20 protein-coding genes are annotated in these 23,419 nt (G+C 70.8%); 15 read left to right on the plus strand and 5 right to left on the minus strand.

Features of this window, described 5'->3' with window-relative positions; genetic code table 11:
- Window positions 1-249: 249 nt before the first annotated feature.
- Window positions 250-747: a hemerythrin domain-containing protein gene (locus tag ACFFBG_RS00990; RefSeq protein WP_375474711.1), complete on the plus strand. Its 498-nt coding sequence runs from the start codon at window positions 250-252 to the stop codon at window positions 745-747.
- An 81-nt stretch (window positions 748-828) separates the two neighbouring features.
- Here the strand turns inward: ACFFBG_RS00990 and ACFFBG_RS00995 are convergent, their stop codons facing one another.
- From ACFFBG_RS00995 to ACFFBG_RS01005, 3 genes are read right to left on the minus strand one after another with little or no spacing between them, the layout of a single operon-like run.
- Window positions 829-1,524 (minus strand): class I SAM-dependent methyltransferase, encoded by a 696-nt coding sequence (locus ACFFBG_RS00995; RefSeq protein ID WP_375474713.1) that lies wholly within the window; start codon window positions 1,522-1,524, stop codon window positions 829-831.
- On the minus strand, window positions 1,524-2,162 hold the full coding sequence (locus ACFFBG_RS01000; protein WP_375476181.1) for a DUF2064 domain-containing protein: 639 nt from the start codon (window positions 2,160-2,162) through the stop codon (window positions 1,524-1,526). Before ACFFBG_RS01000 ends, ACFFBG_RS00995 begins: the two co-directional genes overlap by 1 nt.
- Window positions 2,162-2,812 carry a glycosyltransferase family 2 protein gene (locus tag ACFFBG_RS01005; protein ID WP_375474715.1) on the minus strand — a complete coding sequence of 217 codons (651 nt, stop codon included), beginning with the start codon at window positions 2,810-2,812 and terminating at the stop codon, window positions 2,162-2,164. Before ACFFBG_RS01005 ends, ACFFBG_RS01000 begins: the two co-directional genes overlap by 1 nt.
- A gap of 148 nt (window positions 2,813-2,960) precedes the next feature.
- On the opposite strand from ACFFBG_RS01005, the gene ACFFBG_RS01010 reads away from it, so the two are divergent.
- The 5 genes from ACFFBG_RS01010 (at window position 2,961) to ACFFBG_RS01030 (ending at window position 7,959) form a co-directional block, all read left to right on the plus strand.
- Window positions 2,961-3,602 carry a hypothetical protein gene (locus ACFFBG_RS01010; protein ID WP_375474717.1) on the plus strand — a complete coding sequence of 214 codons (642 nt, stop codon included), beginning with the start codon at window positions 2,961-2,963 and terminating at the stop codon, window positions 3,600-3,602.
- Window positions 3,603-3,709: 107 nt separating this feature from the next.
- Window positions 3,710-4,771, plus strand: a complete 1,062-nt coding sequence (locus ACFFBG_RS01015; RefSeq protein ID WP_375474719.1) for an NAD-dependent epimerase/dehydratase family protein — start codon at window positions 3,710-3,712, stop codon at window positions 4,769-4,771.
- A 101-nt stretch (window positions 4,772-4,872) separates the two neighbouring features.
- A complete protein-coding gene (locus ACFFBG_RS01020) occupies window positions 4,873-5,622 on the plus strand; it encodes a glucose 1-dehydrogenase (protein ID WP_375474721.1) in 750 nt (249 codons plus the stop codon).
- A 95-nt stretch (window positions 5,623-5,717) separates the two neighbouring features.
- Window positions 5,718-7,532, plus strand: a complete 1,815-nt coding sequence (locus ACFFBG_RS01025; RefSeq protein WP_375474722.1) for a sigma-54-dependent Fis family transcriptional regulator — start codon at window positions 5,718-5,720, stop codon at window positions 7,530-7,532.
- An 82-nt stretch (window positions 7,533-7,614) separates the two neighbouring features.
- Entirely contained in the window at window positions 7,615-7,959 is a 345-nt protein-coding gene (locus ACFFBG_RS01030; RefSeq protein ID WP_375474724.1) for a hypothetical protein, read from the plus strand.
- 4 nt (window positions 7,960-7,963) lie between these two features.
- On the opposite strand, the gene ACFFBG_RS01035 is transcribed toward ACFFBG_RS01030, so the two are convergent.
- Entirely contained in the window at window positions 7,964-8,824 is an 861-nt protein-coding gene (locus ACFFBG_RS01035; protein WP_375474726.1) for an LLM class F420-dependent oxidoreductase, read from the minus strand.
- Window positions 8,825-9,044: 220 nt separating this feature from the next.
- Here ACFFBG_RS01035 and ACFFBG_RS01040 point away from each other — a divergent pair, with 220 nt between their 5' ends.
- The 5 genes from ACFFBG_RS01040 to ACFFBG_RS01060 all read left to right on the plus strand — a co-directional run bounded on the left by ACFFBG_RS01040 (window position 9,045) and on the right by ACFFBG_RS01060 (window position 15,437).
- Window positions 9,045-10,148, plus strand: a complete 1,104-nt coding sequence (locus ACFFBG_RS01040; protein WP_375474727.1) for an ABC transporter permease — start codon at window positions 9,045-9,047, stop codon at window positions 10,146-10,148.
- A 104-nt stretch (window positions 10,149-10,252) separates the two neighbouring features.
- A complete protein-coding gene (locus ACFFBG_RS01045) occupies window positions 10,253-11,572 on the plus strand; it encodes a substrate-binding domain-containing protein (protein WP_375474729.1) in 1,320 nt (439 codons plus the stop codon).
- 12 nt (window positions 11,573-11,584) lie between these two features.
- Window positions 11,585-14,173 (plus strand): ATP-binding cassette domain-containing protein, encoded by a 2,589-nt coding sequence (locus tag ACFFBG_RS01050; RefSeq protein WP_375474731.1) that lies wholly within the window; start codon window positions 11,585-11,587, stop codon window positions 14,171-14,173.
- 48 nt (window positions 14,174-14,221) lie between these two features.
- Entirely contained in the window at window positions 14,222-15,010 is a 789-nt protein-coding gene (locus ACFFBG_RS01055) for an N-acyl homoserine lactonase family protein (protein WP_375474733.1), read from the plus strand.
- 253 nt (window positions 15,011-15,263) lie between these two features.
- Window positions 15,264-15,437, plus strand: coding sequence for a hypothetical protein (locus tag ACFFBG_RS01060; protein WP_375474735.1), 174 nt, complete (start codon window positions 15,264-15,266; stop codon window positions 15,435-15,437).
- Between the two features lie 8 nt (window positions 15,438-15,445).
- Here ACFFBG_RS01060 and ACFFBG_RS01065 read toward each other — a convergent pair whose 3' ends face one another.
- Window positions 15,446-17,293, minus strand: a complete 1,848-nt coding sequence (locus tag ACFFBG_RS01065; protein WP_375474737.1) for a sigma-54-dependent Fis family transcriptional regulator — start codon at window positions 17,291-17,293, stop codon at window positions 15,446-15,448.
- Between the two features lie 225 nt (window positions 17,294-17,518).
- On the opposite strand from ACFFBG_RS01065, the gene ACFFBG_RS01070 reads away from it, so the two are divergent.
- The 4 genes from ACFFBG_RS01070 to ACFFBG_RS01085 are packed head-to-tail and all read left to right on the plus strand — an operon-like array spanning window position 17,519 to window position 23,418.
- The gene (locus ACFFBG_RS01070) at window positions 17,519-18,610 is read left to right on the plus strand and encodes a zinc-binding dehydrogenase (RefSeq protein WP_375474739.1); all 1,092 of its coding nucleotides are present in this window, start codon (window positions 17,519-17,521) and stop codon (window positions 18,608-18,610) included.
- A gap of 58 nt (window positions 18,611-18,668) precedes the next feature.
- A complete protein-coding gene (locus tag ACFFBG_RS01075; protein ID WP_375474741.1) occupies window positions 18,669-20,123 on the plus strand; it encodes an NAD-dependent succinate-semialdehyde dehydrogenase in 1,455 nt (484 codons plus the stop codon).
- A 17-nt stretch (window positions 20,124-20,140) separates the two neighbouring features.
- Window positions 20,141-22,282, plus strand: a complete 2,142-nt coding sequence (locus ACFFBG_RS01080; RefSeq protein ID WP_375476183.1) for an acetate--CoA ligase family protein — start codon at window positions 20,141-20,143, stop codon at window positions 22,280-22,282.
- On the plus strand, window positions 22,279-23,418 hold the full coding sequence (locus ACFFBG_RS01085; RefSeq protein WP_375474743.1) for a thiolase family protein: 1,140 nt from the start codon (window positions 22,279-22,281) through the stop codon (window positions 23,416-23,418). The genes ACFFBG_RS01080 and ACFFBG_RS01085 overlap by 4 nt, the downstream gene beginning before the upstream one ends.
- Window position 23,419 lies beyond the last annotated feature (1 nt).

Genomic DNA, 23,419 nt, shown 5'->3' on the forward strand with positions numbered 1-23,419 from the left:
GTCGTGCGAGTGCCTGACTCTCGAGAGAGACCAAGACGAACGCTAAGCAGAGCTCCTGCGCGCCTTCTTGACCGAGGAAACTTGCTGACAACCACGTCGATCGTAACAGCAAGTTCGCCGACTGCGGGAGTGTGGATCGCCGATCGGGGTATCCCTTGACCGAGTCGGCGTGCTTGGCGCATTCCGTGTCGTTCAGTCCGTGCCGTCCGGTTCGTTCACTTCCCATCCGTCTCAGCCCGAGGAGCCCGCATGTCCACCGACGCGATCGTGGTGCTGAAGAACGACCATAAGGAGATCCGCAAGGTCTTCCGCGACTTCGAGAAGGCCGGCGACAACCCCGACCGCAAGGCAGCGCTGGTCGCCACCATGATCGAACTGCTGACCGTGCACACCTACATCGAGAACGAGATCATGTACCCGGAGGTCCGCTCGCTGCTGCCCGACCTCGAGGACGACGTGCTCGAGAGCTACGAGGAACACCATGTGGCCGACCTGCTGGTGACGGAGCTCTACGCGCTGCCGGCAACCGCCGAGCGCTTCGACGCGAAGACCACCGTGCTGATCGAGAACGTCACGCATCACATCGAGGAAGAGGAGGACGAGTGGTTTCCGAAGGTGCGCGCCGGCCTCGGCCGCAAGCAGCTCGCCGACATCGGCGAGCGGTTGCTCGCGGCCAAGGAGCGCGCGCCGCGTTCGCCGCTGCAGCCCTCGGCGTTGAAGAAAACTATCGACGCCGTCATCAAATAGGGTCGGACCCTCTCGTTCCGCGGTGATCTCGGCTGGGCCGCGGTTTCGCACGGCGGGGCCGAGATCATCGGAGGCCGTAGGTCAGCTGGCGGCGAGCACGGCGGTCGCCACCGCCGGCGCGGCGACGCTCTCCAGCACCGCGAAGGTGCGCTCGCCCGCGCGCCAGCCGGCGACGGGCCACAGCTGCGCGGTTTCGGCGTAGCCGGCGAGCGAGTTGGCGCCGACGTTCGCCCAGCGGAAACCCCCGCCGATCGCCTCACTCGGCACTCGAAGGTGCAGACGCTCGTCCGCCGCCGGGTCGCGGGCGGTCTCCACGACCACGTGGCCGCCCGGCCGCAGCAGCTCGCCGGTCCGGCGAAGCAGCGCGAGCGGGTCGCCGCCGATTCCGATGTTGCCGTCGAGCAGCACCACTGTCGCCCACTCGCCCTCGCGCGGCATCGGCTCGAAGACGCTGGCCAGCACGGCGGGCGCCCCGCGCCGCCGGGTCATCGCCACCGCGGCGGGCGACACGTCGACGCCGAGCGCGTCCACGCCGTGCGCCTGCAGCGCCGCGACGAGTCGGCCCGGCCCACATCCGACGTCGAGCGTGGGGCCGGTGCAGTGGCGCACCACGGTCTGGTCCGCGTCGTCCGCACGGGCCAGCCAGGGCCGGACGTCGAAGCGCACGGCGCCGCCGTCCGCACCGCGCAGGTCGAGCGGCGATCCGGTGCGCAAGGCGTGCTCGTAGTGCCGCAGCACGCTGGCGAAGGCCGGCTGTCGGCGCGTCGACGTGCGCATCAGCCCGCGTCCTGGGCGATGCCGGGGCGCAGCCGGCTCAGCGCGCGGGCGAATCCGGTGTGCGGGGCGCGCTCGGCCACGTCGTATGCGTCAGCCGGAGTGTCGACGTCGACCAGCTCGTCGAGCAACTGCACCCGTAAGCCCAAAGCGACGAGTCGTTCCCGTTGCCGGGCGCCGGTGTCCGAGCAGGACATCGGCACGCCAATGATCGCCGCGCCGGCAAGTCGGATGTCGCGCAGCCCGAGCGTCCAGTAACCGCCGTCGCGAGCCAGGCCGAGGCAGGCGTCGAAGCGCGCCGGATCGAACGCGGCGAGCTGGGAGGCGTGCAGCTGAGGGGTGTCCATACCCACGAGCACGGCGTTGCCGGCGCCGGCCGCCTCGAACGCCGCAGCAAGCCGGACGTCCAAACCTCCTGCTGGTTGACGGGTCGTTCGCCAGCCTGCGGGGGCCCACGCCGCGGTCGGGCCGTCGAAGGCGAGCAGGCGACGGCGGGCGGGCACCTGCTCGACTGCGCTGAGCGTGTCGCGCAGCGCGGCAGCGGCGAGTTCGGCCGCCTGGTCCGGCGTGAAGCCGGGGGAGAGGCGGGTTTTCACCCGGCCGGCCAAGGGTTCCTTGGCCAGCACGATGCAGGTGTCGATCACGCGTCGAGCACCGCGCTCATGTCGCGCACGGCCTGGATGCTGCCGCGCAGCGTGCCGGTCACCTTCGACACCCCGATGCGCTCGCGATAGACGACGTCGACCTGCTCGATGCGCCATCCGCGTTTGACGGCGGCGACGACCGTCTCGACCGGATAGCCGGACCGACGGTCGGCGAGATCGAGAGAAAGCAGCGCTTCGCGCCGGGCAACTCGCATCGGACCCACGTCGACTATTCGCGCGCCGGTGCGGTGTCGGATTCGGCGCGCGAGCTCCTTATTCGCGATGCGTGCGAAGAGGGACCACGCGCGCCACGTCTGCGGACGCCGCCGGCAGATCACCAGATCCGCGCCCCCTTCGACCCGACGCTGCAACGCGGTCGCGTCCCGCGGGTCGAGCGAGGCGTCGCAGTCGCAGACCGCGACGAACTCTGCCGTCGCGGCGAGCAGGCCCGCGTGACACGCCGCTCCGTACCCCAAGGTCTGCGCGCGGACGACGGTCGCGCCCAGTTGCTCAGCCAGCTCCGCGGAACCGTCCGTCGACCCGTTGTCCACGACGATCGCCCGCGCGCCCTCGGGGATGCGGGCGAGGACCCAGGGCAGGGCCAGCGCCTCGTTGAGGCACGGCAGCACGATGTCCAGGTCGGTCATGCTGCGACGGTATCGAGCTGATAACGGGCGGAGATTCTTGAAAGCGGTGGAACCGTCCGCTCACAAATGGCGAATTCATTTGCAGAGCCACCTGGCCAGCCTCTCGAGATCCGAGGGGCGCACATTCAACACGCAAGGAGATCTCGTCATGCGCAAGATCACCAAAGTTCTCGTGGCGGTGGGCGTAAGCGCCGCCGTCGCAACCGGCGCCGCAGCCTGCAGCAGCAGCGGCGGCGACAAGAAGCCCGTCGCGACCCTCAAGACCGTGACCGGCAACACGACCGCGGTCAAGCTGGACGCCGGCTTCGTGTCGGCGCTCACCACGCTCAAGCTCACTCCTGGCATCACCGGCACGGCCAAGTTGGACGCTGCCACCGGAACGGTGTCCTTCCCGATCACCGGCGGACACGTGACGGTCTACAAGAAGGGCGCAGTCAACCCTTACGTCCAGGGCGAACTGGACCACAACGGCAGCGGCCTCACGCTGACCGCCGGCGCGACCAAGGTGACGCTCCAGAACTTCGTCGTCGACCCGGGCAAGAACTCGAAGCTGACCGGTGAGGTGCTGCTCAACGGCAAGACCGCCGCGCCGGCCGGCACCACCCTGTTCGACCTCGACGGCAGCACGCTCAAGCCGATCACGATCACCAACGGCGTGGCCGACCTGACCGGCACGCGCGTGCTGCTGAACAGCGGCGCGGCGAAGCTCCTCGACACCGCCTTCAAGACCACTGCGGTGAAGGGCGGCCTGCTGATCGGCGTCGCGACGATCATGGCGACCGGTTCCTGACCGATCGCTAGAAACACCACTCGATCGGGTGGCCACTACGGTGGCCACCCGATCGTTTTCGTAGCCGCCATGCCGTCGGCATGGCACCCAGACGAAGGGGCAGGACCGTGCGCGTGCTGCTGACCGGCGGAGCGGGCTTCATCGGCCGGCACGTCCTGTCCGAAGTGCTCGCCGGCGGCCATGACGTGCGGGTGCTCGACTCCTTGCGCGCCGACGTCCACCGAGGCGCACGGCCCGAGATTCCCGGTCTACAGGTGGGCGATGTCCGGGACGCGGCCGCTGTCGACGCGGCCCTGGCCGGCGTCGAGGTCGTGATTCATCTCGCGGCCAAGGTCGGCCTGGGCGTGGACGTCCAGGATCTGCCCGATTACGCCGACTCCAACGTGCACGGCACCGCCGTGCTGCTCGCGGCGATGGCCCGAGCCGGCGTGCGCCGGCTGGTGCTGGCCAGCTCGATGGTCGTCTACGGCGAGGGTCTGGGCGAGTGCGCCGAGCACGGCCTGACCCGGCCCGGCGTGCGCGCCGAGGCAGACCTGCGCGCCGGGCGGTTCGAGGCGCCGTGCCCACGCTGCGGCCGGCCGCTCGGCCACGCTCTCGTTGCGGAGGACGCGCCACTCGACCCGCGCAACGCCTATGCCGTCAGCAAGCTGGGGCAGGAGCAGCTGGCGACGGTGTGGGCGCGCTCGACCGATGGGCGGGTTGTCGCGCTGCGATACCACAACGTGTACGGCCCGGGCCTGCCGCGCGACACCCCGTATGCCGGTGTCGCGGCGCTGTTTCTGTCGGCGCTGCGGCGCGGCGACGCGCCCCGGGTGTTCGAGGACGGCGGGCAGCGGCGCGACTTCGTGCATGTGCGCGACATCGCCACGGCCACTGTCGCGGCCGCCGAATCGATCGCTGGAGAGTCGGCGGGGTCGGTTGCGACCGGCGCCGACGCTGGTCCGGCGAGCCTCGCCTACAACGTCGGGTCCGGAACCCCGCGCACCGTCGGCGACCTCGCCGGTGCGCTCGCAGCCGCGGTCGGCGGCCCGACCCCACATGTGACGGGGGAGTACCGGCTGGGCGACGTCCGGCACATCACCGCCGACTCGTCCGCGTTGCGCCGGAACCTCGCCTGGTCGGCCCGGACGCCATTCGCCGAGGGAGTTGCCGAACTCGCCGTCGGCTGAACCGCCGTCGGGCAGTCGGCTCTGCCGTCCTGCTCTGCCGTCCTGTCCCAATATAAGACGGCGCGGCGACTGGTTCGCTCGCTAGCTTCGGCCACCTGGAGGTGGTCGCGTTGTCATTCACCGACGAGGTCGTCGTCGTCACCGGCGCAGGATCGGGCATCGGCCGAGCCATGGCCCAGGAGTTCCACCGTGAAGGCGCCGCGGTCGTCGCGCTCGACGTGGACCTGGAGGCGGCGCGCAAGACGGCCGCAGACCTGGACGAGCGCGCGAGCGCCCACCACGTTGATCTGCGAGATCGCGGACGGATCGTCGAGGTCGTCGGCGAGATCGTCGACCGGTACGGGCGGATCGACGTCCTGTGCAACAACGCGGGTCTGCTGGATGGCTATGCGAACGCGCTCGACACCGACGATTCGCTGTGGGACCGGATCATCAGCGTCAACCTGACGGCGCCGTTCCTGATGTCCCGGGCAGTGCTGCCGACGATGCTCGCGCAGGGCAAGGGGTCGATCGTGAACACCGCGTCGATCGCCGGCTGGGTGGCTGGCGGCGGCGGCACCGCCTACACCGCGTCCAAGCACGGGGTCATCGGCCTGACGAAGCAGCTCGCCTACGACTTCGGCGCTCGCGGGGTCCGGGTCAACGCGATCTGCCCCGGCGCGATTTCGACCGGGATGACGGCCGACCTCGTCGATGACCCGCACGTCACCGAGATGATCGGCAAGACCCTGGCCGGCCGATGGGCCGAACCGGCCGAGATCGCGCATCTCGCGGTGTTCCTCGCGAGCGACAAGGCGGCGTTCGCGCACGGCAGCGTGATGGTGCTGGACGGCGGGTGGACCGTCGCCTGAGCCCCACCAGCTCGTGGTGTCTCAGATTGACACAGGGCGTTCATCGAGACGTAACTCACACTGAGCCCTAGGGAGGGACAAGGGGAAGAGGCATCATGGAGCACGGCACGGCTCGACTGGTGCGCGAAGCACGAGAGCAGTTCCTTGCCGACGGCGCCCTCAACCGGCGCTACGCCAGCGTGGTGCGTCCCGAGATCCTCACGTCGTGGCGTCGCTCGCGGCTGAGCGGCGCCTCGAACTCGGTCGATTCGCTGCCGCACGGCTCCGAGGTCAACGTCGGCAGCGCGCTGTGCCGGGCGGCCGAGCCGGTGTTGTCGCGGCTGGCTGAGCAGTTGTCCGGCCTGCAGGCCGGTGTGCTGATCGCCGATCGCAACGCCCGGATCCTGCGCCGATGGGCGCCGCAGACCGGCATCCTGCCGATGATGGACAAGATCAGCTCCGACACCGGCGGCTCCGGGTCGGAAGAAGTCGTCGGCACCAACGGCATCGGCTCGATCGTCGAGGACCGCAAGCCGCACCTGGTCTGCGGCGCAGAGCACTTCGCCGACATCCTCACGGACTTCACCTGTGTCGGCGCGCCCATCTTCAATCCGTTGAGCCGGAAGTTCGAGGGCGTCGTCACGCTCAATTCCGACTCGACCGAGGCGAGCCCGCTGCTCACCTCCTTGATCGCAAGCACCGCCCAGGAGATCGAGAGCCGGTTGCTCGACCTCTCGAGCCGGCGCGAACGCGCGTTGCTGGACGCCTTCATGCTGGCCGCCCGGGCTGGCCGGCACGTGGCGGTTGTCGGCGACGACGTGCTGCTCGCCGGACCCCAGGCGTCGCCCACGATCCGGGCGCTCGACCACCGAGACATCTGGGAGCGGATTCGCGAAGGCGTCGCGCGCACCCCGCGAGAGCGGACGCTCGTCGTCATGTCTGACAGCGGTGTCGCGAGCCTGACCTACACGCCGGTGCATCTGGACGATCGGCTCATCGGAGCGCTGCTCGAGGTGGCGCCGCCTCTGCGCGTGCCGTCGCCGCGAAGCGCGCCGTCCGCGCCCGCGGCCGGAGTGGCCACCCTGAAGTTCGACCGGCTGCCCGGGTCCAGCCCGCTCTGGCAGTCGTTCCTCGCTCACGTCTCGGCGCAGCGCACGCTCGGCGTGCCCTTGTTGATCACCGGCGAGCCCGGCGTCGGCAAGTTCGAGGTCGCCCGGGCTGTCGCCGGCGACCGGCCAATCGTGACCGTCGATTGCCTGGCCGCGGCCGGCGAGCCCGACTGGGCCGGCGAGCGCGACTGGGCCCGCCGGCTTGGCGCCGAGCTGCCGCCGAACGCGGTCCTGGTGCTGCGTCATGCGGACGAGGTCACCGGCGCCGGGGCGGCCGCGCTGTCCGTCCGGCTCGACGAGCTTGCCGAAGTCGCCGGCGTCCGGGTGATCGCCACGGTGACGCCGGACGCGGATTGGTCCGCGGATGCCATCCGCCGCCGGTTGCGCGATCAGCTCGGCGTCGTCTCCCTCGAGGTGCCGCCGCTGCGCGAGCGCCCCGAGGACGTGGCCGACATAGTCCGGCTGTTGGTCGCGCGGCACGCGGAGCCGGTGCCGCTGCGATTTTCCACGGCGGCGCTGCAGGCGTTGAGCCGTGCGCCTTGGCCGGGGAACGTGCGGCAGCTCGAGAACGTCGTCCGCGGTTTGAGCGCCGGCTCGCAGTCGCGCGAGATCACCCCCGAGCTGTTGCCGGACGGCCTCGGCGCGTTCGCGAAGAGTCGAAACCTCACCAAGATGGAGCAGCTCGAGGTCAACGCGATCATGGAGATGGTGGCGGCGACGCACGGCAACAAGGTGGAGATGGCCAAGCTGCTCGGCATCTCGCGTTCGACCCTGTACCGCAAGATGCGGCATTACCGCGTTGACCCGGACCACGTCGGCTGAGGCGTGCGAAAACGAGACATCTGACCGGCCTCGCCCACCGCCACGATGTGAGGCACGTGTCGACGGTCGAAAGGCGACGTAGGTGCTGGTCAGGGTCGGGCGCGGTCCGGCGCGGACGGTGGACATCCGCCTCGGCGATGTCGACGACCTGTCCTGCCTCACGATCGCGCTTGCGCCGGATGTGAGCCCCGCCGAGGGCGGTTACATCCTGTTCGAGAGCGGCGCCGCGGTGCAGCAGATCGGCGCCGACTTCCTGATCTCCTGCGAGTGGCTGCGCGGCCAACTGCCCGCGGGCTTGACGTGGTCGTCGCGGTTGGACACTGCGCTGCAGGACCAAACCTTGCGGTATGTTCCAGCGCTGGACGCCGTTCCCGCTTCGTTGCGGCAAGCCTCGGCCGGCTGGGCACCCAGCCGGCCGACGGTCTGACGCGTCAGCTCAGCGCCTTCTCGCGGAGCACGGCGTAGTCGTCGAGCTGGGTGAGCAACGCGTCGTCGCTGCCGGCGACGCAGGCGACATCCACGTGATCGAGACCCGCGTCGAGGTAGCTCGCGAGCGATGTCTCGTCGAGGCTGGCCGGTGCCACGCCAACGGTCAAGGCGGCCGGGTCGCGGCCGGCTTGCTCGGCGAGCTCGCGGAACTCCCGCACGGCGGCGGCGGGGGAGTCGTAGCCGGCCATCGAGGTGGGGAACCAGCCGTCGGCCCATCGGGCGGCGTGCCGCATGCTGCGCGGGCCATTGCCGCCGACGAGGACCGGCGGGTGGGGGACGCTGACTGGCTTCGGCCAGGCCCAGCTCGGCTGCAGCCGGAGGTGCGCGCCGTCGAACGACGCGACCTCCTGTGTCCACAGCGCGCGGAGCACGGCGACCTTCTCCTCCACTAGTGCGTGCCGGGAGCGGAAGTCGACGCCGTGCGTCGGGAACTCGTCGCGATTCCAGCCGAAACCGACGCCGAACACGAACCGGCCGCCGGACAGCCGGTCGACGGACGCGACCTCTTTGGCGGTGTGCACGGCGTCGCGCAGGGCGAGCAGGCACACCGCGGTGCCGATGCGGATTCGGCTCGTTGACGCCGCGGCGAAGGCGCAGGCGACGAACGGGTCGTACGTCCGCTGATAGAAGTCCGGCAACACGCCGCCGCCATATACCTCAGGGTATGGAGTTTCTCTGGCGACCGGGATGTGCGAGTGCTCGGTGAACATCAGCGCGTCGAACCCGCGGTTCTCGACCTCGACCGCGAAACGTCCGGGGGCCATGTCTCGATCAGTGGCGAACGTGAAGACGCCGACGCGCATGCAGGCCTCCCGGCTCACTCGAAACCCGAAGCCTAGGAGCGCCCAGGAACCGTCGCTGTCCCAATTCCGGACGGCGTCAAATGGGCCGCTGGCGAGGTGTGACCTGTGTCCCAACATGGGACAGGACCCCTACGCGGCCAGTGCCTACCGTCGTGCCACTACTTCGGCGCGGTCGGCGATTCGCTTGCCGCCAAAGGGAAAGGCAAAGGGGGCAGAGCCCGTGGACGTCTCACAGCGGATCCGCCCGCACGGGAGCGCAGTCGCGCTCTCCGAGTCCGAGTCCGCCGCCCTCCCGGCGAGTGGGGCCGAGCCCGTCGGCCGCCGCCGAGCGTTCGGCGGGAACATCCTGCTGATTATCTTCGGCGTCGACGTCGTGTTCGTGCTGCTGTCGCAGTTCGCGCTGGGCACGCACCTCCTCGGCCGCAGTTCGCTGTCCACGGTGACCCCGGTGCTCGGCGTGCTCGTCCTGGTCTCGCTCGCACAGGGCATCGTCATCGGGACCGGCGGCATCGACCTCAGCATCCCGGCAACGGTCACCCTCGTCGGCACGATCGTGTTGAAAGCGTCGAACGGCGCCAACAGCGGGATCGGCACCGCGATGGTCACCGCGCTGGTGGCGTGCGTGGTCATCGGGCTGGTCAACGGGCTGCTCGTGGAAGCCTTCCGGCTCAACGCGCTGGTGGTCACCCTCGCGACCGGGCAGTTGATCGGCGGCGTCACCAGGCTCTATCGCGGACCGGTTCCGTCGGTGTCCAACGTGCCGCCGGCGGTAGCCGACTTCGCGTCGCACAGCTGGGGCGGCGTCAGCTTGATCCTGTTTCTCGCGCTGGCGCTCGTCGCCGTGCTCTGGCTCGTGCTCAACCAGACCGTCCCGGGCCGCGTGCTCGTCGCCAGCAGCGCGTCCACCCGCGCGGCAACGCTTGCCGGGCTGCGGGCGCGCACCTACCGCATCGCGGCGTGGGTGTTGGCGACGGTCGTCTGCGGGTTCGCGGCCGTGTTGCTGTCCGGTCAGATCGGCAGTCCTGATCTGACCCTCGGCGACCCCTACCTGCTGTCAACAGTCGTCGCCGTCGTGCTCGGCGGCGCGATCCTGTCCGGCGGCCGCGTCAGCCCGGTCGGCATCGCGCTGGGCGCCGTGTTCATCTCCGTGCTCAACCAGGACCTGCAGGTGCGCGGCTACTCGACCGGAGTCGCGCAGATCGCGCAGGGCGCCGTGCTCGGCGTCGGCCTCGCCCTTCTCGGTTGGGTGCGCAGCCGGCGCGGCGCGCCGCCGCTGATGCGGCTTCGGCGTCGCAACGACGCCGCCGCCGGCAAGACCGCTTAGCCGCAAGACCGCTTAGCCGCAAGACCGCTCAGCCGCCCAACGACTGTCTCGAAGCCCATCGACCCACCCGGCCCAAACAAATGGCAACAGAAGGGGTAACCGACATGCACTCAACCGACGAGGTGCGCGGCAGAGCCGCCCGCACCGGGCGGCGGCGACCCGCCGCCGCGGCCGCGTTCGCGGCCGTCACCGCCTTCTCACTGGCGTTGAGCGCCTGCTCGTCGTCCGGAAGCGGCGGCGGTGGCGGCAGTACGACGCCCGGCGGAAGCACCGGCAGCTCCAGCTCATCCGGCGGGTCCTCGGCGTCCACCGCCGCCGTGCAGGCGACGGTCGACAAGGCCTTCCTGCAGCACGTGCCGCTCTCCTCGCTGCCGAGCACGGTGCAGGACGCGTTCAAGATCGCGAGCGAGCCGCTGACGCAGGCTCAGCTCGACCTCGCGCTGAAGTGTTGGCAGGGCACGAGCTGTTCCACCGGCACCGGCGGCTCCGTCACACTCGGGCTGGCGGACGGCTTCGGTGACAACACCTGGCGCAAGATCAGCAAGATGGAGATCACCCTCCAGGCGCTGCACTACAAGAACATCGGCAAGATCATCTACACGAACGCGCACGGCGACCTGTCCCAGATGAACGCCAACATCCGCAGCCTGACGGCGCAGGGCGTCAAGGCGATCGTCACCTACGACGACTTTGGCTCTGCCGTTCTTCCCGCGTTCACCGCGGCGCAGCGGGCGGGCGCGAAGGTGTCGTCTTTCGTCGGCGGCATCCCGGACGCGCCGACCAGCGCCGTTGCCAACCAGGTGCACGAGGACATCTGCACCGCCGGCACCGAGATGGCGAAGACCGCCTCGACGCTCGTCGGCGGCAGCGGCCAGGTCGCGTTCTTCAACGGGACGCCCGGCAACCCGCAGGGCGCCACCTGGAACAAGTGCGCCGAGAAGCAGTTCGCCGACAGCGGCGGCAAGATTAGCGTCGCCTACAAGGCGGACACCGATTGGACGCCAGCCGGCACCTTCAAGGCCGCGTCCGGCCTGGTGTCGACCGGTAAGCCGGTCAAGGCGATCCTCTACGACTACGCCGACCCGCTGCCGCAGGTGGTGAAGGCCTTCGAGCAGGCCGGCAAGGTGAGCCCGGCGCTCATCACATTCACCTCGAACAACGACCTGTTCGGAGTGTGGCAGAAGGCGCAGGGCACGCCGAAGGCCTTCGACCTCTACTACACGAGCGGCTTGAACTATCAGAGCCGGATCTCGGTGACCGCGGTCATGGACCTGCTCGCCGGTAAGAGCGTGCCGGGCCTGCTCAATGTCCCGATGCCGTTCGTCAAGGCAGTCAAGGGCGTCTACGCGCCGTCGCTGCCGGGCACCTACCCGGGTCCGAGCGTGCTGATCCCGTTGCCGCTGCTGACCAAGATGCTGAGCTAGGGACACGTTCTCATGACGGTGGTCGACGAGACCTCGGCCCGCACGGAGGGTCCCGGCAGCGAAGGCGCTGCCGGGACCGCCCGGCCGGCTCTGCAGGCCGAAGGAATCAGCAAGCGGTACGGGCCGGTGCAGGCGCTCGCGCCGACGCATTTGGAGGTGCAGCGCGGCGAGATCCACGCGCTGGTCGGGGAGAACGGGTCAGGCAAGTCGACCTTCGTCGCGATCGTCAGCGGGGTCGTCGCCGCCGACACCGGTTCGGTTCTGGTCGCAGGTCAGGGGCTAGCGCGTTCGCGGCCGGCCGCCTCGCAAGCGGCCGGCGTCCTCACGGTCTTCCAGGACGGGTCGCTGCTGCCCGACCTCACCGTCGCCCAGAACCTCTACACGGGCACGCCCCGCGCCCGTCGGCCGAGATTCGCGGCCATCGACACCTGGGCGGCCGCGCTGCTGTCCCGATACGAACTGAGCATTGACTCGCGCACGTTGGTGTCGAGCCTGCCGGCCGGCGACCGGCAGCTGCTGGAGATCGTGCGCGCGGTCGCCGCCGAGCCCGAGCTGTTGCTGCTCGACGAGGCGACGTCCGCGCTCGACAGCGACGGCGTCGACCGCGTTCTCGGCCTGGTTCGCGACGCCGCCGCGCACGGCACCGCGGTGCTGTTCGTGACGCACCGGCTGTCTGAGGTCTTTCGGGTGGCGCACCGGGTGAGCGTGCTGCGCGACGGCGTCCTGCGGGCCACGGTGCCGGCCCGTGACGTGGACGCAAAGGCGTTGGTAGAGCTGATGGCCGGCGCGAAGGTGGCCATGGAGTTTCCAGATCGCCGACCGCTGGACCCCGCCGCTCCGGTCGTGCTCGAGGCTCGTGGCCTGCGCGGTCCCGGCCTCGGCCCGGTGGACCTGCAGCTGCACGCCGGCCAGATCGTCGGCATTGCCGGCGCGGGCGGAAACGGCCAACCCGAACTGCTGCGCGCCCTGGCGAAGATCGGCTCGCCGGCCGGCTCGGTGCGGTTGGAGAACGCGCAGCTGCGCGGTTACCGCAGCGCCGTCGACCGCGGCGCGATCCTGCTCAGCAGCGACCGGCGCGCCGAGTCGCTGTTCCAGGCGCTGTCCATCCGCGAGAACGTCGTGGCCTCGACCCTGCCGAAGATCTCCTCGTTGGGCATCGTGCGACCGCGCCGGGAACGCGACTACGTCGCCGAGCGGATCACGCACTTCGGCGTGCGACTGGCGAGCCCGGCGCAGTTGCCGAGCGAGCTGTCCGGCGGCAACCAGCAGAAGGTCGCGCTCAGCCGGGTGCTCGCCACCGAGCCGAAGGTCGTGCTGATCGACGAGCCGACGCAGGGCGTCGACGTGCGGTCGCGACTCGACATCTACCGGCTCCTGCGCGACATCGCCGATTCGGGGAGCTGTGTCGTGATCGTCAGTTCCGACGCATCCGAGCTGGCAGGTTTCTGCGACCGCGTCGTGGTGCTGTCCCGCGGCCGGGTCATCGCCGAGCTGCCCGGTCTCGATGCGTCGGAGGACAAGATCGTGCACGCGTTCGCGGTCGAACTCGTCACGACCGACGACGAGAGCACGCCGACGACGACGGCTCCGCAGACAGCCGACGCCGCCGACCCGGCGCCGGCGCGCGCACGCGTCCGGCGCCGGCCGAGGCTGGGCGGCGACTTGCTCCGGCTGCTCGCGCTAGTCGTGATCATCGTGGCCGTCAGCGCGTACGCGCGCAGCGAGAGCAGCACGTTCCTGACCTCGCTGAGCATCTACAACGTGCTGTTGCTGGCGTTGCCGCTGATCGTGGTGGCGGCGGCGCAGTACTGCGTGCTGCTGGTGGGCGGCATCGACGTCTCGATCGGCTCGGTGATGAGTCTCGCCGTGGTGCTCGTGTCGTTCTGGGCTTCAAGCTCCTCGACCGGGTTGGCGATCGCCGGGGCGCTCGCCGCCGCGCTGGTGGGCGGCGTGCTCGTCGGGCTGGTCAACGCATGGCTCATCGAACGGCGCGGGCTTTCACCGGTGATCGCGACCATCGCCACGCTCGGACTGGCTGCCGGCGTGGCCCTCGTGCTGCGGCCCACGCCGGCCGGCACCGTGAGCGCCAGCCTCTCCGACTACCTGACCGACCGGCTCGGCTTCCTGCCGGCGCCGCTGATTGTGATCGTCGTGCTCCTCGTAGCCGGGGATGTGGCGCTGCGCCGCACTGGGCTCGGGCTGCGGGTGCGCGCCGTCGGGCTCAACGGCCAATTCGCTTACCGGCTCGGCACCAACACCGTGCTGGTGCGCTCGAGCGCGTATGTCGTGTGTGCGGTGTTGGCCGCTCTCGCCGGCGTGCTCCTCGCCGCGCAGGTCGGCGTCGGCGACCCCTCGACCGGCACCGGGTACACGCTGCTCGCGATAGCCGCGCCGGTGCTCGGCGGGGCCAGCCTGCTCGGCGGCCGAGGATCGCTCATCGGCACCGCGTTCGGCGCGGTGCTGCTCGTCCTGGCCCAGTCGCTCGTGCCGGTGCTCGGCATCAGTGACGCGACGAGCTTCCTGTTCACCGGCGGCCTGACGCTGCTCGGCCTGCTCGTCTACAGCGAGCTCTGGCGCGGCCGGCGAGCACGGAGCGCGTAGGCCGGCCACCACGTAGTCCATGTTGTTCGCCAGAATGGAGATCGCACGATGACCCTGGCTTTCGCCCGCCGCATGTGGGCGCTGGACTGCCCGAGCCTGACCGTCGAGGCGGTCACGCTGATGTACGGGCTGAGCGGCATGGTCACCATCCCGATGCCCTCGTTCCTGATCGAGCACCCCAAGGGGCTGGTGCTCTTCGACACCGGCATCGCGCCTGCCGCGATCGACGACCCAGTCGCGCTGTACGGGCAGGAGATGGCCGACGCGCTGGGCATCACCTCGACGCCGGACCAGCGACTGGACAGGCAGATCGCGGCCCTCGGCTACAAGTTGACCGACGTCACGCACGTCATCTCCTCACACCTGCACTTCGACCACTCGGGCGGACATCACCTGTTCCCGCAGGCCACCTTCTACTGCGGGCAGGGGGAGATGCGTTTCGCGCATTTCCCCGACCCGCTCGGCGACTTCTGCTTCATGCCGGACGAGCTCGCGGTGATGAGCAAGTTCACCTGGCGCGAGGTGCCCGGCGTGGACGTGGACCTGTTCGGCGACGGCAGCATGATCATCCTGTTCATGCCGGGCCACACGCCAGGAGAGCTGAGCCTGAAGGTGCGGTTGTCCTCGCGGACGTTCCTGCTCACCGGCGACGCCGTCCACCTGCGTGCCGCGCTGGATCAGGAGTTCCAGTTCCCGCTGGATTGCGACACGAAAAGCTCGCTGCAGACTTTGCGGCGGCTGAAGCGGATCGCCGAGGTCGAGGACACCACGGTGTGGATCACGCACGATCCCGACGACTGGGCCGAGTACAAGCACGCGCCGGCCTGTTACGAGTGAGCCGGCGATGATCCTCGTCGACTACACGTGCGGGCAGTGTCGTGGGCGGCACGAACGCTGGGCGCCCAGCCCGCCGCCGGCCCAGGTCCCGTGCCTGGCCTGCGGCGCGCAGGCGCGGCGCGCCTGGGCGCCTGTCGGACTCAGCGGCGCGCGGCCAAGCCCGCCGGCTGAGGACGCGACGCGCTCCTCGGCGGCCAAGTCCGCTGCCGCGCCACTGTGCACCCGGTACCCACAGGTTCCCGGGCTGTGCCACATGTCCGAGAGCGCTGGCCGGTTGTGGACGGCGCGGTACTTCAAGGACAACCGGCGCGTCGAATCGGAGCTCGCGCGGCAGGAGGCGCAGGCGGCGGTGCGCACGCCGACGATGGCGGACGCGGTGACCCACCACCACCACAACGTGGCCGTGCCGCCAGCGCCGGCAGGCTGACACTGGCGTCAGAAGTACATCCTGTCCGGGTCGACGTGGTAGGCCCGCAGCTTGCGGTAGAGCGTCGAGCGGGAAATGCCGACCTCGGCCGCGGCGGCGAACTTGTTGCCGCCGTGCCGCTGCAGCGCGTCGAGGATCGCGTTGAGCTCGAGGGTCTCCATCGGGCTCAGCGGCCGGCGTTGGACATGCGCGCGCAGCTCGGCCGGCAGGTCGTCCACACCGATCTCGCGCCGGGTCGCAGTGGCGACAAGCCCGCGCACGGTGCTGTCCAGCTGGCGTAGGTTGCCCGGCCACGGCGCGCGCATGAGCACCCGCAGCGCGGGTGAGGAGAACGCGTGTGACGTGCCGGCGTGCGCGGCCAGCATCGCGCAGGCGGCGTCGCCGATGTCCGCTGGGCGTTCACGCAGCGGGGGCAGGCTCACCCGGCCGAGCGCGATCAGATCGAGCAGGCGCTGTCGGGCGACCGGCTCGGCGCCGTCCCGCAGCCGCGTGTGCGTGACGATCAAGCGGGCGCGCCCCTCGCCGATCGCCCGTTCGAGCAGAGCCGCGGCGGCGGCCGAGCCTGTTTCGTCCAGCGTCTCGACATGCCGCACGAGCACCGCGTCGACATCGCCGCCCAGAGCGGCGCGCAGCGCGCGCAGGAACGCACCGGCCCCGTCCAACGTGGCCGTGGCGGCGTCGAGGCAGACGACGCGCGCCGGATCGATGTCCGCGGCGGCGAGCATTGCCTCGGCCAGCGTCCGCTTCCCCACGCCGGGCTCGCCCGCGATCAGGACCGACGGCTCTGTGGCGGCGAGCTGTGCGGCATGGGCGAGCGTCTGGACGAGCTGAGCGCTGCGTCCCGGCAGAGCCGGGCCGCCACCCGGCGCGGCGAGCGCGAAACGTGCCGGCTCCGGGGGCCGGATCGGTCGTGAAGTGGCGAGCGCGCGCGGTCGCTGGCGCCCGGGCGCCTCGAACTCCACGATTGCGCCGATCGCCTCGCCGTCGTCGTCGTGGACGAGCTCGCACTTGGCGATGCGCAGCCGGTCGGCGGCGACGACGTCGAACGCCGGATCGAGCGCCCGCGAGCTGCTCGCCACGGCGCTCACGTACTCCCAGAGCAGCGCCTGATCGAGGTTGCCCAGCAGCTCGGTGACTTGCGGGCCGGCCAGCAACAGATCGCGACCGACGGCCGCGACGGCGGCGCGGGTGGCCTTCGCGGCGCGCAGGTACGCGCTCAGCAACACTCGCTCGCGGGCCGAGGCGAGATCGAGCATGCGGTGCTCGATCTCGCGCGCGGTGCTGCTCAGCAGTGGGGTGAGCAGCTGGTTGCTGACGTCCGACAGGCAGGACAGGGTGATCACGCCTTCGATCCGGCGGGTCAGCGGATGACGAATCGGCGCGCCCACGCAGGTGAACCCGGACAGCGTCGGGGACAGGTGCTCCGGCCCGCTGATCTGGGTCGCCTCGCCGGTCTCGGCGACGGTGCCCACGCCGTTGGTGCCGACGGAGTCCTCGGCGAAGTTGTATCCGACGTCGGAGTTGACCCGGTCGAGCAGTTCGACGATCGACGTGTCCGGCACCCATCGGCGTAGCACCACGGCTTTGTGGTCGGCGATCAGCACGCCGGTGTCGAGACCGGCGAGCCGGTCAGCCAGTCCGCCGAGCACCGGGTCGGCAGCGCGGCGCAGGGCGGTGTGCGCCTGCCACCGATCGTCGTTCTCGCGGACCGCGACCGCGTGCGCCGCCCCCGACGCGATCGAGCGCTGCCACGACTGCAGCACTGCCGGGCGGACCCGCTCCCGCAGCCGCCGCGGCACCTTGCCGTCGGAGAGCAGCGCGTCTCGGGCTGCGAGCACCGTTCGGACGTCGACCACTGTTTGGCACCTCGCCGTTGGCGCGCACAGTCGCCCGCCGATCCGGCTATTACACCACCCGGGCGCCAGCCCGGCGGCGGTCTCGCTGCGCGCGCGTTTGTCTCAAAGTGACTCATCGGGCGGCTGGCGCGGTGCGGTCTGATGACGACCTCGGCACCTGATGCCGACCCGGCAGGCGTCCTGCGGACACGCACGAGGCGCGGGCGGACGAAGAAGGAGTACGGCGTGAAGGGTCGTCTGGTTGCCCTCGCGGGCCTGGAGAAGACCGAGATCCAGGAATACGACCTGCCCGAGGTCGAGCCGGGCGCCGGGCTGCTCAAGGTGCGCCGCGCGAACGTCTGCGGCAGCGACCTGCATATCTACCACCACCTCAGCGTGGCGTTGCGCGACATCGTCATGGGACATGAGTTCGTCGCCGAGATCGAGCAGCTGGGAGCAGGCCTGACCACCGACTCGGCCGGCGCGGAGCTGCGCGTGGGCGACCGGGTCGTCGTCGTGTACTTCTACACCTGCCACCGCTGCGCGGCCTGCGACCGCGGCGATTTCGCGATGTGCCTCAACTCGATGCGGTCGATGGCGTTGCGCCCGGAGACGGCGCCGCATTTCCACGGTGCGTTCGCGACGCACTTCTATCTGCCGCCCGGTCAGTACTTCTACAAGGTGCCGGACGACCTCGACGACGCGGAGGTCGCCGGGGCGAACTGCGGCCTGGCTCAGGTCATGTTCGCGTTGGACAAGATGGGCCTCGGCCGCGGCCAGACGGTGGTGGTGCAGGGCGCCGGCGGCCTGGGCCTCTACGCGGCGGCACTGGCCAAGACCAGCGGCGCGCGGGTCATCGTCGTGGAGGGCGAGCCCGCGCGGGTCGAGGCCGCGCGCAGGTTCGGCGCGGACGACGTCGTCGACTTCTCCGTGCACCGCACCGCGCAGGAACGCGCCGAGCAGGTCGCGGCGTTGACCGGCGGCCGCGGCGCCGATCTCGTCCTCGAGGTGACCGGCCGCGCCGAGGCGTTCCTGGAGGCCATCGAGTTCGCCCGCATCGGCGGCGGAATCGCGTCCGTCGGCAATCTCAACGTGGGCGAGCGCTTCCAGCTGACCTTCGCGCCGGCGCTGCTGACCCGAAAGCAGCTGCGGGTGCACGGCTACCTGCGTTACGACCCCTGGTATCTGCGCAAGGCGTTGGAGTTCCTGCAGGCGACCAAGGATCGCTTCCCGTTCGCCTCGCTCAGCGACCGCGTCTACACGATCGACGAGATCGACCAGGCGATCGCGCGCAGCGAGTCGCGCGACGTCGCGCGCGCGGCCGTCGTCCCCGGCTGAGCGCTGAGCCCACGCGACCCGCGACCACGCGACCACGATTCGAAAGGCTGAGATCTCGGTGACTGCAGAGAAGTACGGCAACTACGTCGTCGGCGCTTGGCGCCCCGCTGGCGAGGCGGGCGCCTTCGGCGTGTTCGACCCAGCCACGGGCGAGCTCGTCGCCGACGTCGCAACAGCGACGGCACAGGACGTCCGGGACGCCGTCGACGGCGCCGCCGCCGTGCAGCCGGTGTGGGGCGCGATGACCGCGCTGGACCGATCGGTGATCATCCGTCGAGCGTGCGCGATCATGACCGGCCGGCTGGACGAGCTGGCTCGGCTGCTCGTTCGGGAGCAGGGCAAGCCCTTGGCGCAGGCCGTAGGCGAGATCCAGTACGGCATCGGCTTCCTCGAGTGGTTCGCCGAGGAGGGCCGACGGGCGCACGGGATGACCATCCCGGCCACCAGCGCCGGCAAGCGCATCGCCGTGCTCAAGCAGCCCATCGGCGTGACCGCCGCGATCACGCCGTGGAACTTCCCGTCGGTGCAGCTTCTGCGCAAGCTCGGCGCGGCGCTCGCCGCCGGCTGCACCATGGTCGCCAAACCCGCGGAACTGACGCCGTTGTCGGCGCTCGAGATCGCCCGCGCGTTCGACGAGGCCGGGCTGCCCGCCGGCGTCCTGTCCGTGCTGTGCGCGCTCGAGCCGTACGAGTTCACCGACGTCGTGATGGCCGACCCTCGGGTGCGGGCCATCTCGTTCACCGGCTCGACCGAGGTCGGCAAGATCCTCATGCGCTCGTCGGCCGACACGATGAAGCGCGTCTCGCTGGAACTCGGCGGCCATGCGCCGCTGATCGTGTTCGACGACGCCGACCTCGACGCGGCGGTCGCAGACACGATGGCTTCGAAGTTCCGCAACATGGGACAGACCTGCGTGTCGGTCAACCGGATCTTCGTCCACGAGGCGGTGGCCGACGACTTCCGCGACCGTCTGCAGCACGCCATGTCGGTGCTAACGGTCGGCAACGGGCTGGACGAGAAGTCGGAGGTCGGGCCGCTCGTCGAACCGGCCGCGCTGGACAAGGTGGAACGGCACGTGGCGGACGCCGTGGACAAGGGCGCGAAGGTGTTGGTCGGCGGCGCCCGCGCCACCGGGTCGCACCTGCAGTCCGACCAGTACTTCGAGCCGACCCTGCTGGTGAATGTCGACGACTCGATGCTCGTCACGCAGGAGGAGACTTTCGGGCCGGTGGCGCCGATCCTGACTTTCGCGGACGAGGCAGATGTCGTCCGGCGCGCCAACGACACGCCGTACGGGCTGTCCGCTTACTGCTTCACCAACGACCTCAACCGCGCCATCCGGATGAGTGAAGCGCTCGAATACGGAACCGTCGGCATCAACGACGCGATGATCTCCGCGGTGCAGGCGCCGTTCGGCGGCATGAAGCAGAGCGGACTCGGCCGCGAAGGCGGACCGCTCGGCATGGAGGAGTACTTGGAGACCAAGTACGTGTCGATCGGCCAAGTCCGCTGAGCAACGCGGACGTGCCGATGCGCGGCGCCGAGGTGTTCTCCGACCCGGCGAGCGTCGCGCTGATTGGCGCCTCGGACAACCCGGATAAGGTCGGCGGCCGGCCCCTGTTCTACCTGCGCTCGCTCGGCTACCGAGGCGTGATCTACCCGATCAACCCCGTCCGCGACACCGTCCAGGGACTGCCCGCGTACCCGAGCGTCGCCGACCTTCCCGAGACGCCGGACGTCGCGGTCATCGCAGTGGCGGGCCGGGGAGCGGTCGACGCCGTCGCCGCCTGCGCCGCCCGCGGCGTCAAGGGCTGTGTCGTGATCACCTCCGGGTTCGCCGAGACGCGTGATCCGAACGGCGCGGCCATGCAGCAGGAGATGGTCCGCACCGCGCGAAACGCCGGCATGCGCCTCGTCGGACCCAACGCGCAAGGACTCGCGAACTTCGGCACCGGCACCGTGCTCACGTTCTCGACGATGATCATCGAGGAGCCTCCGCAGGACGGCCCGGTGGCGCTGGTGAGCCAGAGCGGCGGCATGTCCGCCATACCCTATGGTCTGCTGCGCGGTCGGGGCGTCGGCGTGCGCTACTTCCACGGCACTGGCAACGACAGCGACGTCAGCGTGGCCGAGCTGATCACCGCCACGGTCGCCGACCCCGACATCAAGGTCGTGTGCACCTACCTCGAGGGCGTCGCCGACCCGCCCGCGTTCGAGCGCGCGGCCCGGGCCGCGCTCGAGCGCGGCGTGCCGATCGTCGCGCTCGTCGGCGGCCGCAGCGCCGACGGCGCCCGCGCGGCCGCGTCGCACACCGGTTCGTTGGCCAGCGAAAGCGTCGTTGTCGACGCCTTCCTCGAGCGGCTCGGCGTGCGCCGGGTCGACACGATGACCGAGCTGGTCGAGGCGGTCGACCTCTACCTGACCGGGGCGTCGGTCACCGGCGAGCGGCTGGCGATTGTCTCGAACTCGGGCGGGTCTTGCGTGCTGGCATCCGATCAGGCCGGCGCGCACGCGCTGCCGATGGCAGTGTGGGACGCCGGCACCGAGCAGGCAGTCCGGGCCGCGCTGCCCGCCTTCGCGTCCGCGCCGAACCCGGTCGACATCACCGGCGCGCTGCTCACCGACAGCGGCCTCGTCCGACGGGTCCTCAGCTGTGTGCGCGCCGACAGCGGGGCCGACGCCTTCCTGGTCAGCCTGCCGGTGAGCGGCCGCGGCTACGACGTGCCCGAGTTCGCGAGCGCCGTGGCCGACTTCGCGGCGCGCGTCGACCGACCGGTCGCGGTCACCACCCCCCAGCCACGGGCGGCGCACGAGTACCGCAAGCATGGCCTGGCGGTCTACGCCGACGAGGCTGCTGGGATCCGCGCGCTCGCCGGCTACATTCGGCACGCTGACGTGCGCCGGCGCGCGATCGGCCGGGGCGTCCTCGACCTGCGCCGCCCAGGCGTCGGGCCCGGGATGGTGCGCAACGAGGCGGACAGCCTGGCCGTGCTCGACGGGCGGGCGGACGTCGTCCGGCACGTGCTCGTCGACGGACCGGCCGCGGCCGCTCAGGCGTTCACCGACCTCGACGCGGCCCGGGTGGTCGTCAAGGGGTGCACCACGACCGTCACGCACAAGTCCGACTTCGGCCTCGTCGAACTCGGCTGCGCGTCCGTCGAGCAGGTGGCCGCGGCCGCCGAACGCGTGCTCGACGCCATGCGCGCGAACGGCTTCGAGGTGGACGGCGTGCTGGTCGAGGAGATGCTGGCCGGGGCGTTCGAGGTCATGGTCGGCGGCCACCGCGACGGCAAGCTCGGCGCGGTGGTGCTCGTGGGCGCCGGCGGCAAGTACGTCGAGGCCGTGCCGGACTTCGCGATGCTGTTGCCGCCGTTCGACCGCGCCGACGCCCTGGCCGCCATCGGGTCGCTGCGGATGGCGCCTTTGCTGGCCGGCGTGCGGGGCGAGGCGCCGGTCGACGCCGGGCCGTGGGCAGACCTCGCGGTCGCGGTGGGCGAGCTGCTGATCGCGCCGGAATCGGTCGTCGAGAGCCTGGACGCGAATCCGGTGCTGTTGGTGCGCGACGGCGCCCGCACCCGGGCCGTCGTCGCGGACGCCGTCGTGGTGGAGCGGAGGGTGGCCGTCGGGGCGGGCTCGGGCTCGGGCCCGAGCGAGAGCGCGGCCGCGCGGTGAGCGCGCTGCTGCTCGGCGCCGGCGAGGCTGACCGCGTCCCCACCCCTGGCCGGACGGCGGTGGATCTTGGCGTCGACGCCGCGCTGGCCGCGCTCGCCGACGCCGGCCTCGAGGTTGGCGACATCGACGGTGTGGTCACCGGCTACTCGCTCGCCGAGCAGCACCTGGACTTCAGCGCCGATCTGGCCGAGAGCCTCGGCATCCGGCCGCGGTGGTCGCAGACGGTGTCGCGCAGCGGCGCCACCGGCGCGTCCGTGGTCGTGGACGCCGTGCTGGCAGTGTTAGGTGGCGCCTGCGACCGCGCGCTGGCCGTGTGGTCGGACAACCGCGCGTCGGGGCCGCCAGCCGACATCGCCGGCGTGCTCGCCGGCCAACTCAGCCGCTTCGAAGCGGCGTGCGGACCGCTCATCGCGACGCAATACGCCATGATCGCGCGGTCGTACATGGCCCGGTGGAAGGCGACGCCTGAAGACCTCGCCGGCGTCGCGGTCCAGTTCCGCAAGCACGCGGGACTCAACGAGCGGGCCAAGTACCGGACGCCGATCACTGTCGACGACGTGTTGTCCTCGCCGGTCGCGTCGTCACCGCTGCACCTGCTGGAATGCGCGCTGGTCACCGACTACGGCGGAGCGGTGGTGGTCTCGCGCCCAGGCGCGGCGCCCGCGGAGCAGGGAGCGGTGCGCGTCCTCGGTTTCGGCGAGGCGCTGTCGCACCAGTCCATCCTGCGCAACGACGACCTGTTCACCGACGGGGTCACCGCCGCGGCGCAGTCCTCGCGCACGGCGTTCGAGATGGCGGGCATGACGCCGGCGGACCTGCAGATGGCGCAGATCTACGACTGCTTCACGATCACCGTGCTGATGCTGATGGAGGATTTCGGCCTGAGCGAGCGCGGCGGCGCGGGCGCGGCCGTCGCGGACGGCTTCCTCGACCGCGAGGGGCCGCTGCCCGCCAACACCGGCGGCGGCATGTTGTCCAACGCGGCCGGCGGAATCCTGCACGTCACCGAGGCCGTGCGCCAGATGCGGGGCAACGCGGGCGCCCACCAGTTGCCGAGCACGCCGGAGACCGCGCTGGTCCATGGCAACGGCGGCATTCTCGGCGCGCAGACGACGTTGCTGCTGGCCCGGGCGTGAT

The organism is uncultured Jatrophihabitans sp., assembly GCF_964251945.1.
Classification (GTDB): Bacteria; Actinomycetota; Actinomycetes; order Mycobacteriales; family Jatrophihabitantaceae; genus Jatrophihabitans.

Bases quoted from the DNA above. Each gene is read 5' to 3' on its own strand.
- ACFFBG_RS00990 (WP_375474711.1), top strand. From the start codon at position 250: ATGTCCACCGACGCGATCGTGGTGCTGAAGAACGACCATAAGGAGATC.
- ACFFBG_RS00995 (WP_375474713.1), bottom strand. From the start codon at position 1,524: ATGCGCACGTCGACGCGCCGACAGCCGGCCTTCGCCAGCGTGCTGCGG.
- ACFFBG_RS01005 (WP_375474715.1), bottom strand. From the start codon at position 2,812: ATGACCGACCTGGACATCGTGCTGCCGTGCCTCAACGAGGCGCTGGCC.
- ACFFBG_RS01010 (WP_375474717.1), top strand. From the start codon at position 2,961: ATGCGCAAGATCACCAAAGTTCTCGTGGCGGTGGGCGTAAGCGCCGCC.
- ACFFBG_RS01025 (WP_375474722.1), top strand. From the start codon at position 5,718: ATGGAGCACGGCACGGCTCGACTGGTGCGCGAAGCACGAGAGCAGTTC.
- ACFFBG_RS01035 (WP_375474726.1), bottom strand. From the start codon at position 8,824: ATGCGCGTCGGCGTCTTCACGTTCGCCACTGATCGAGACATGGCCCCC.
- ACFFBG_RS01045 (WP_375474729.1), top strand. From the start codon at position 10,253: ATGCACTCAACCGACGAGGTGCGCGGCAGAGCCGCCCGCACCGGGCGG.
- ACFFBG_RS01050 (WP_375474731.1), top strand. From the start codon at position 11,585: ATGACGGTGGTCGACGAGACCTCGGCCCGCACGGAGGGTCCCGGCAGC.
- ACFFBG_RS01055 (WP_375474733.1), top strand. From the start codon at position 14,222: ATGACCCTGGCTTTCGCCCGCCGCATGTGGGCGCTGGACTGCCCGAGC.
- ACFFBG_RS01060 (WP_375474735.1), top strand. From the start codon at position 15,264: ATGTCCGAGAGCGCTGGCCGGTTGTGGACGGCGCGGTACTTCAAGGAC.
- ACFFBG_RS01080 (WP_375476183.1), top strand. From the start codon at position 20,141: ATGCGCGGCGCCGAGGTGTTCTCCGACCCGGCGAGCGTCGCGCTGATT.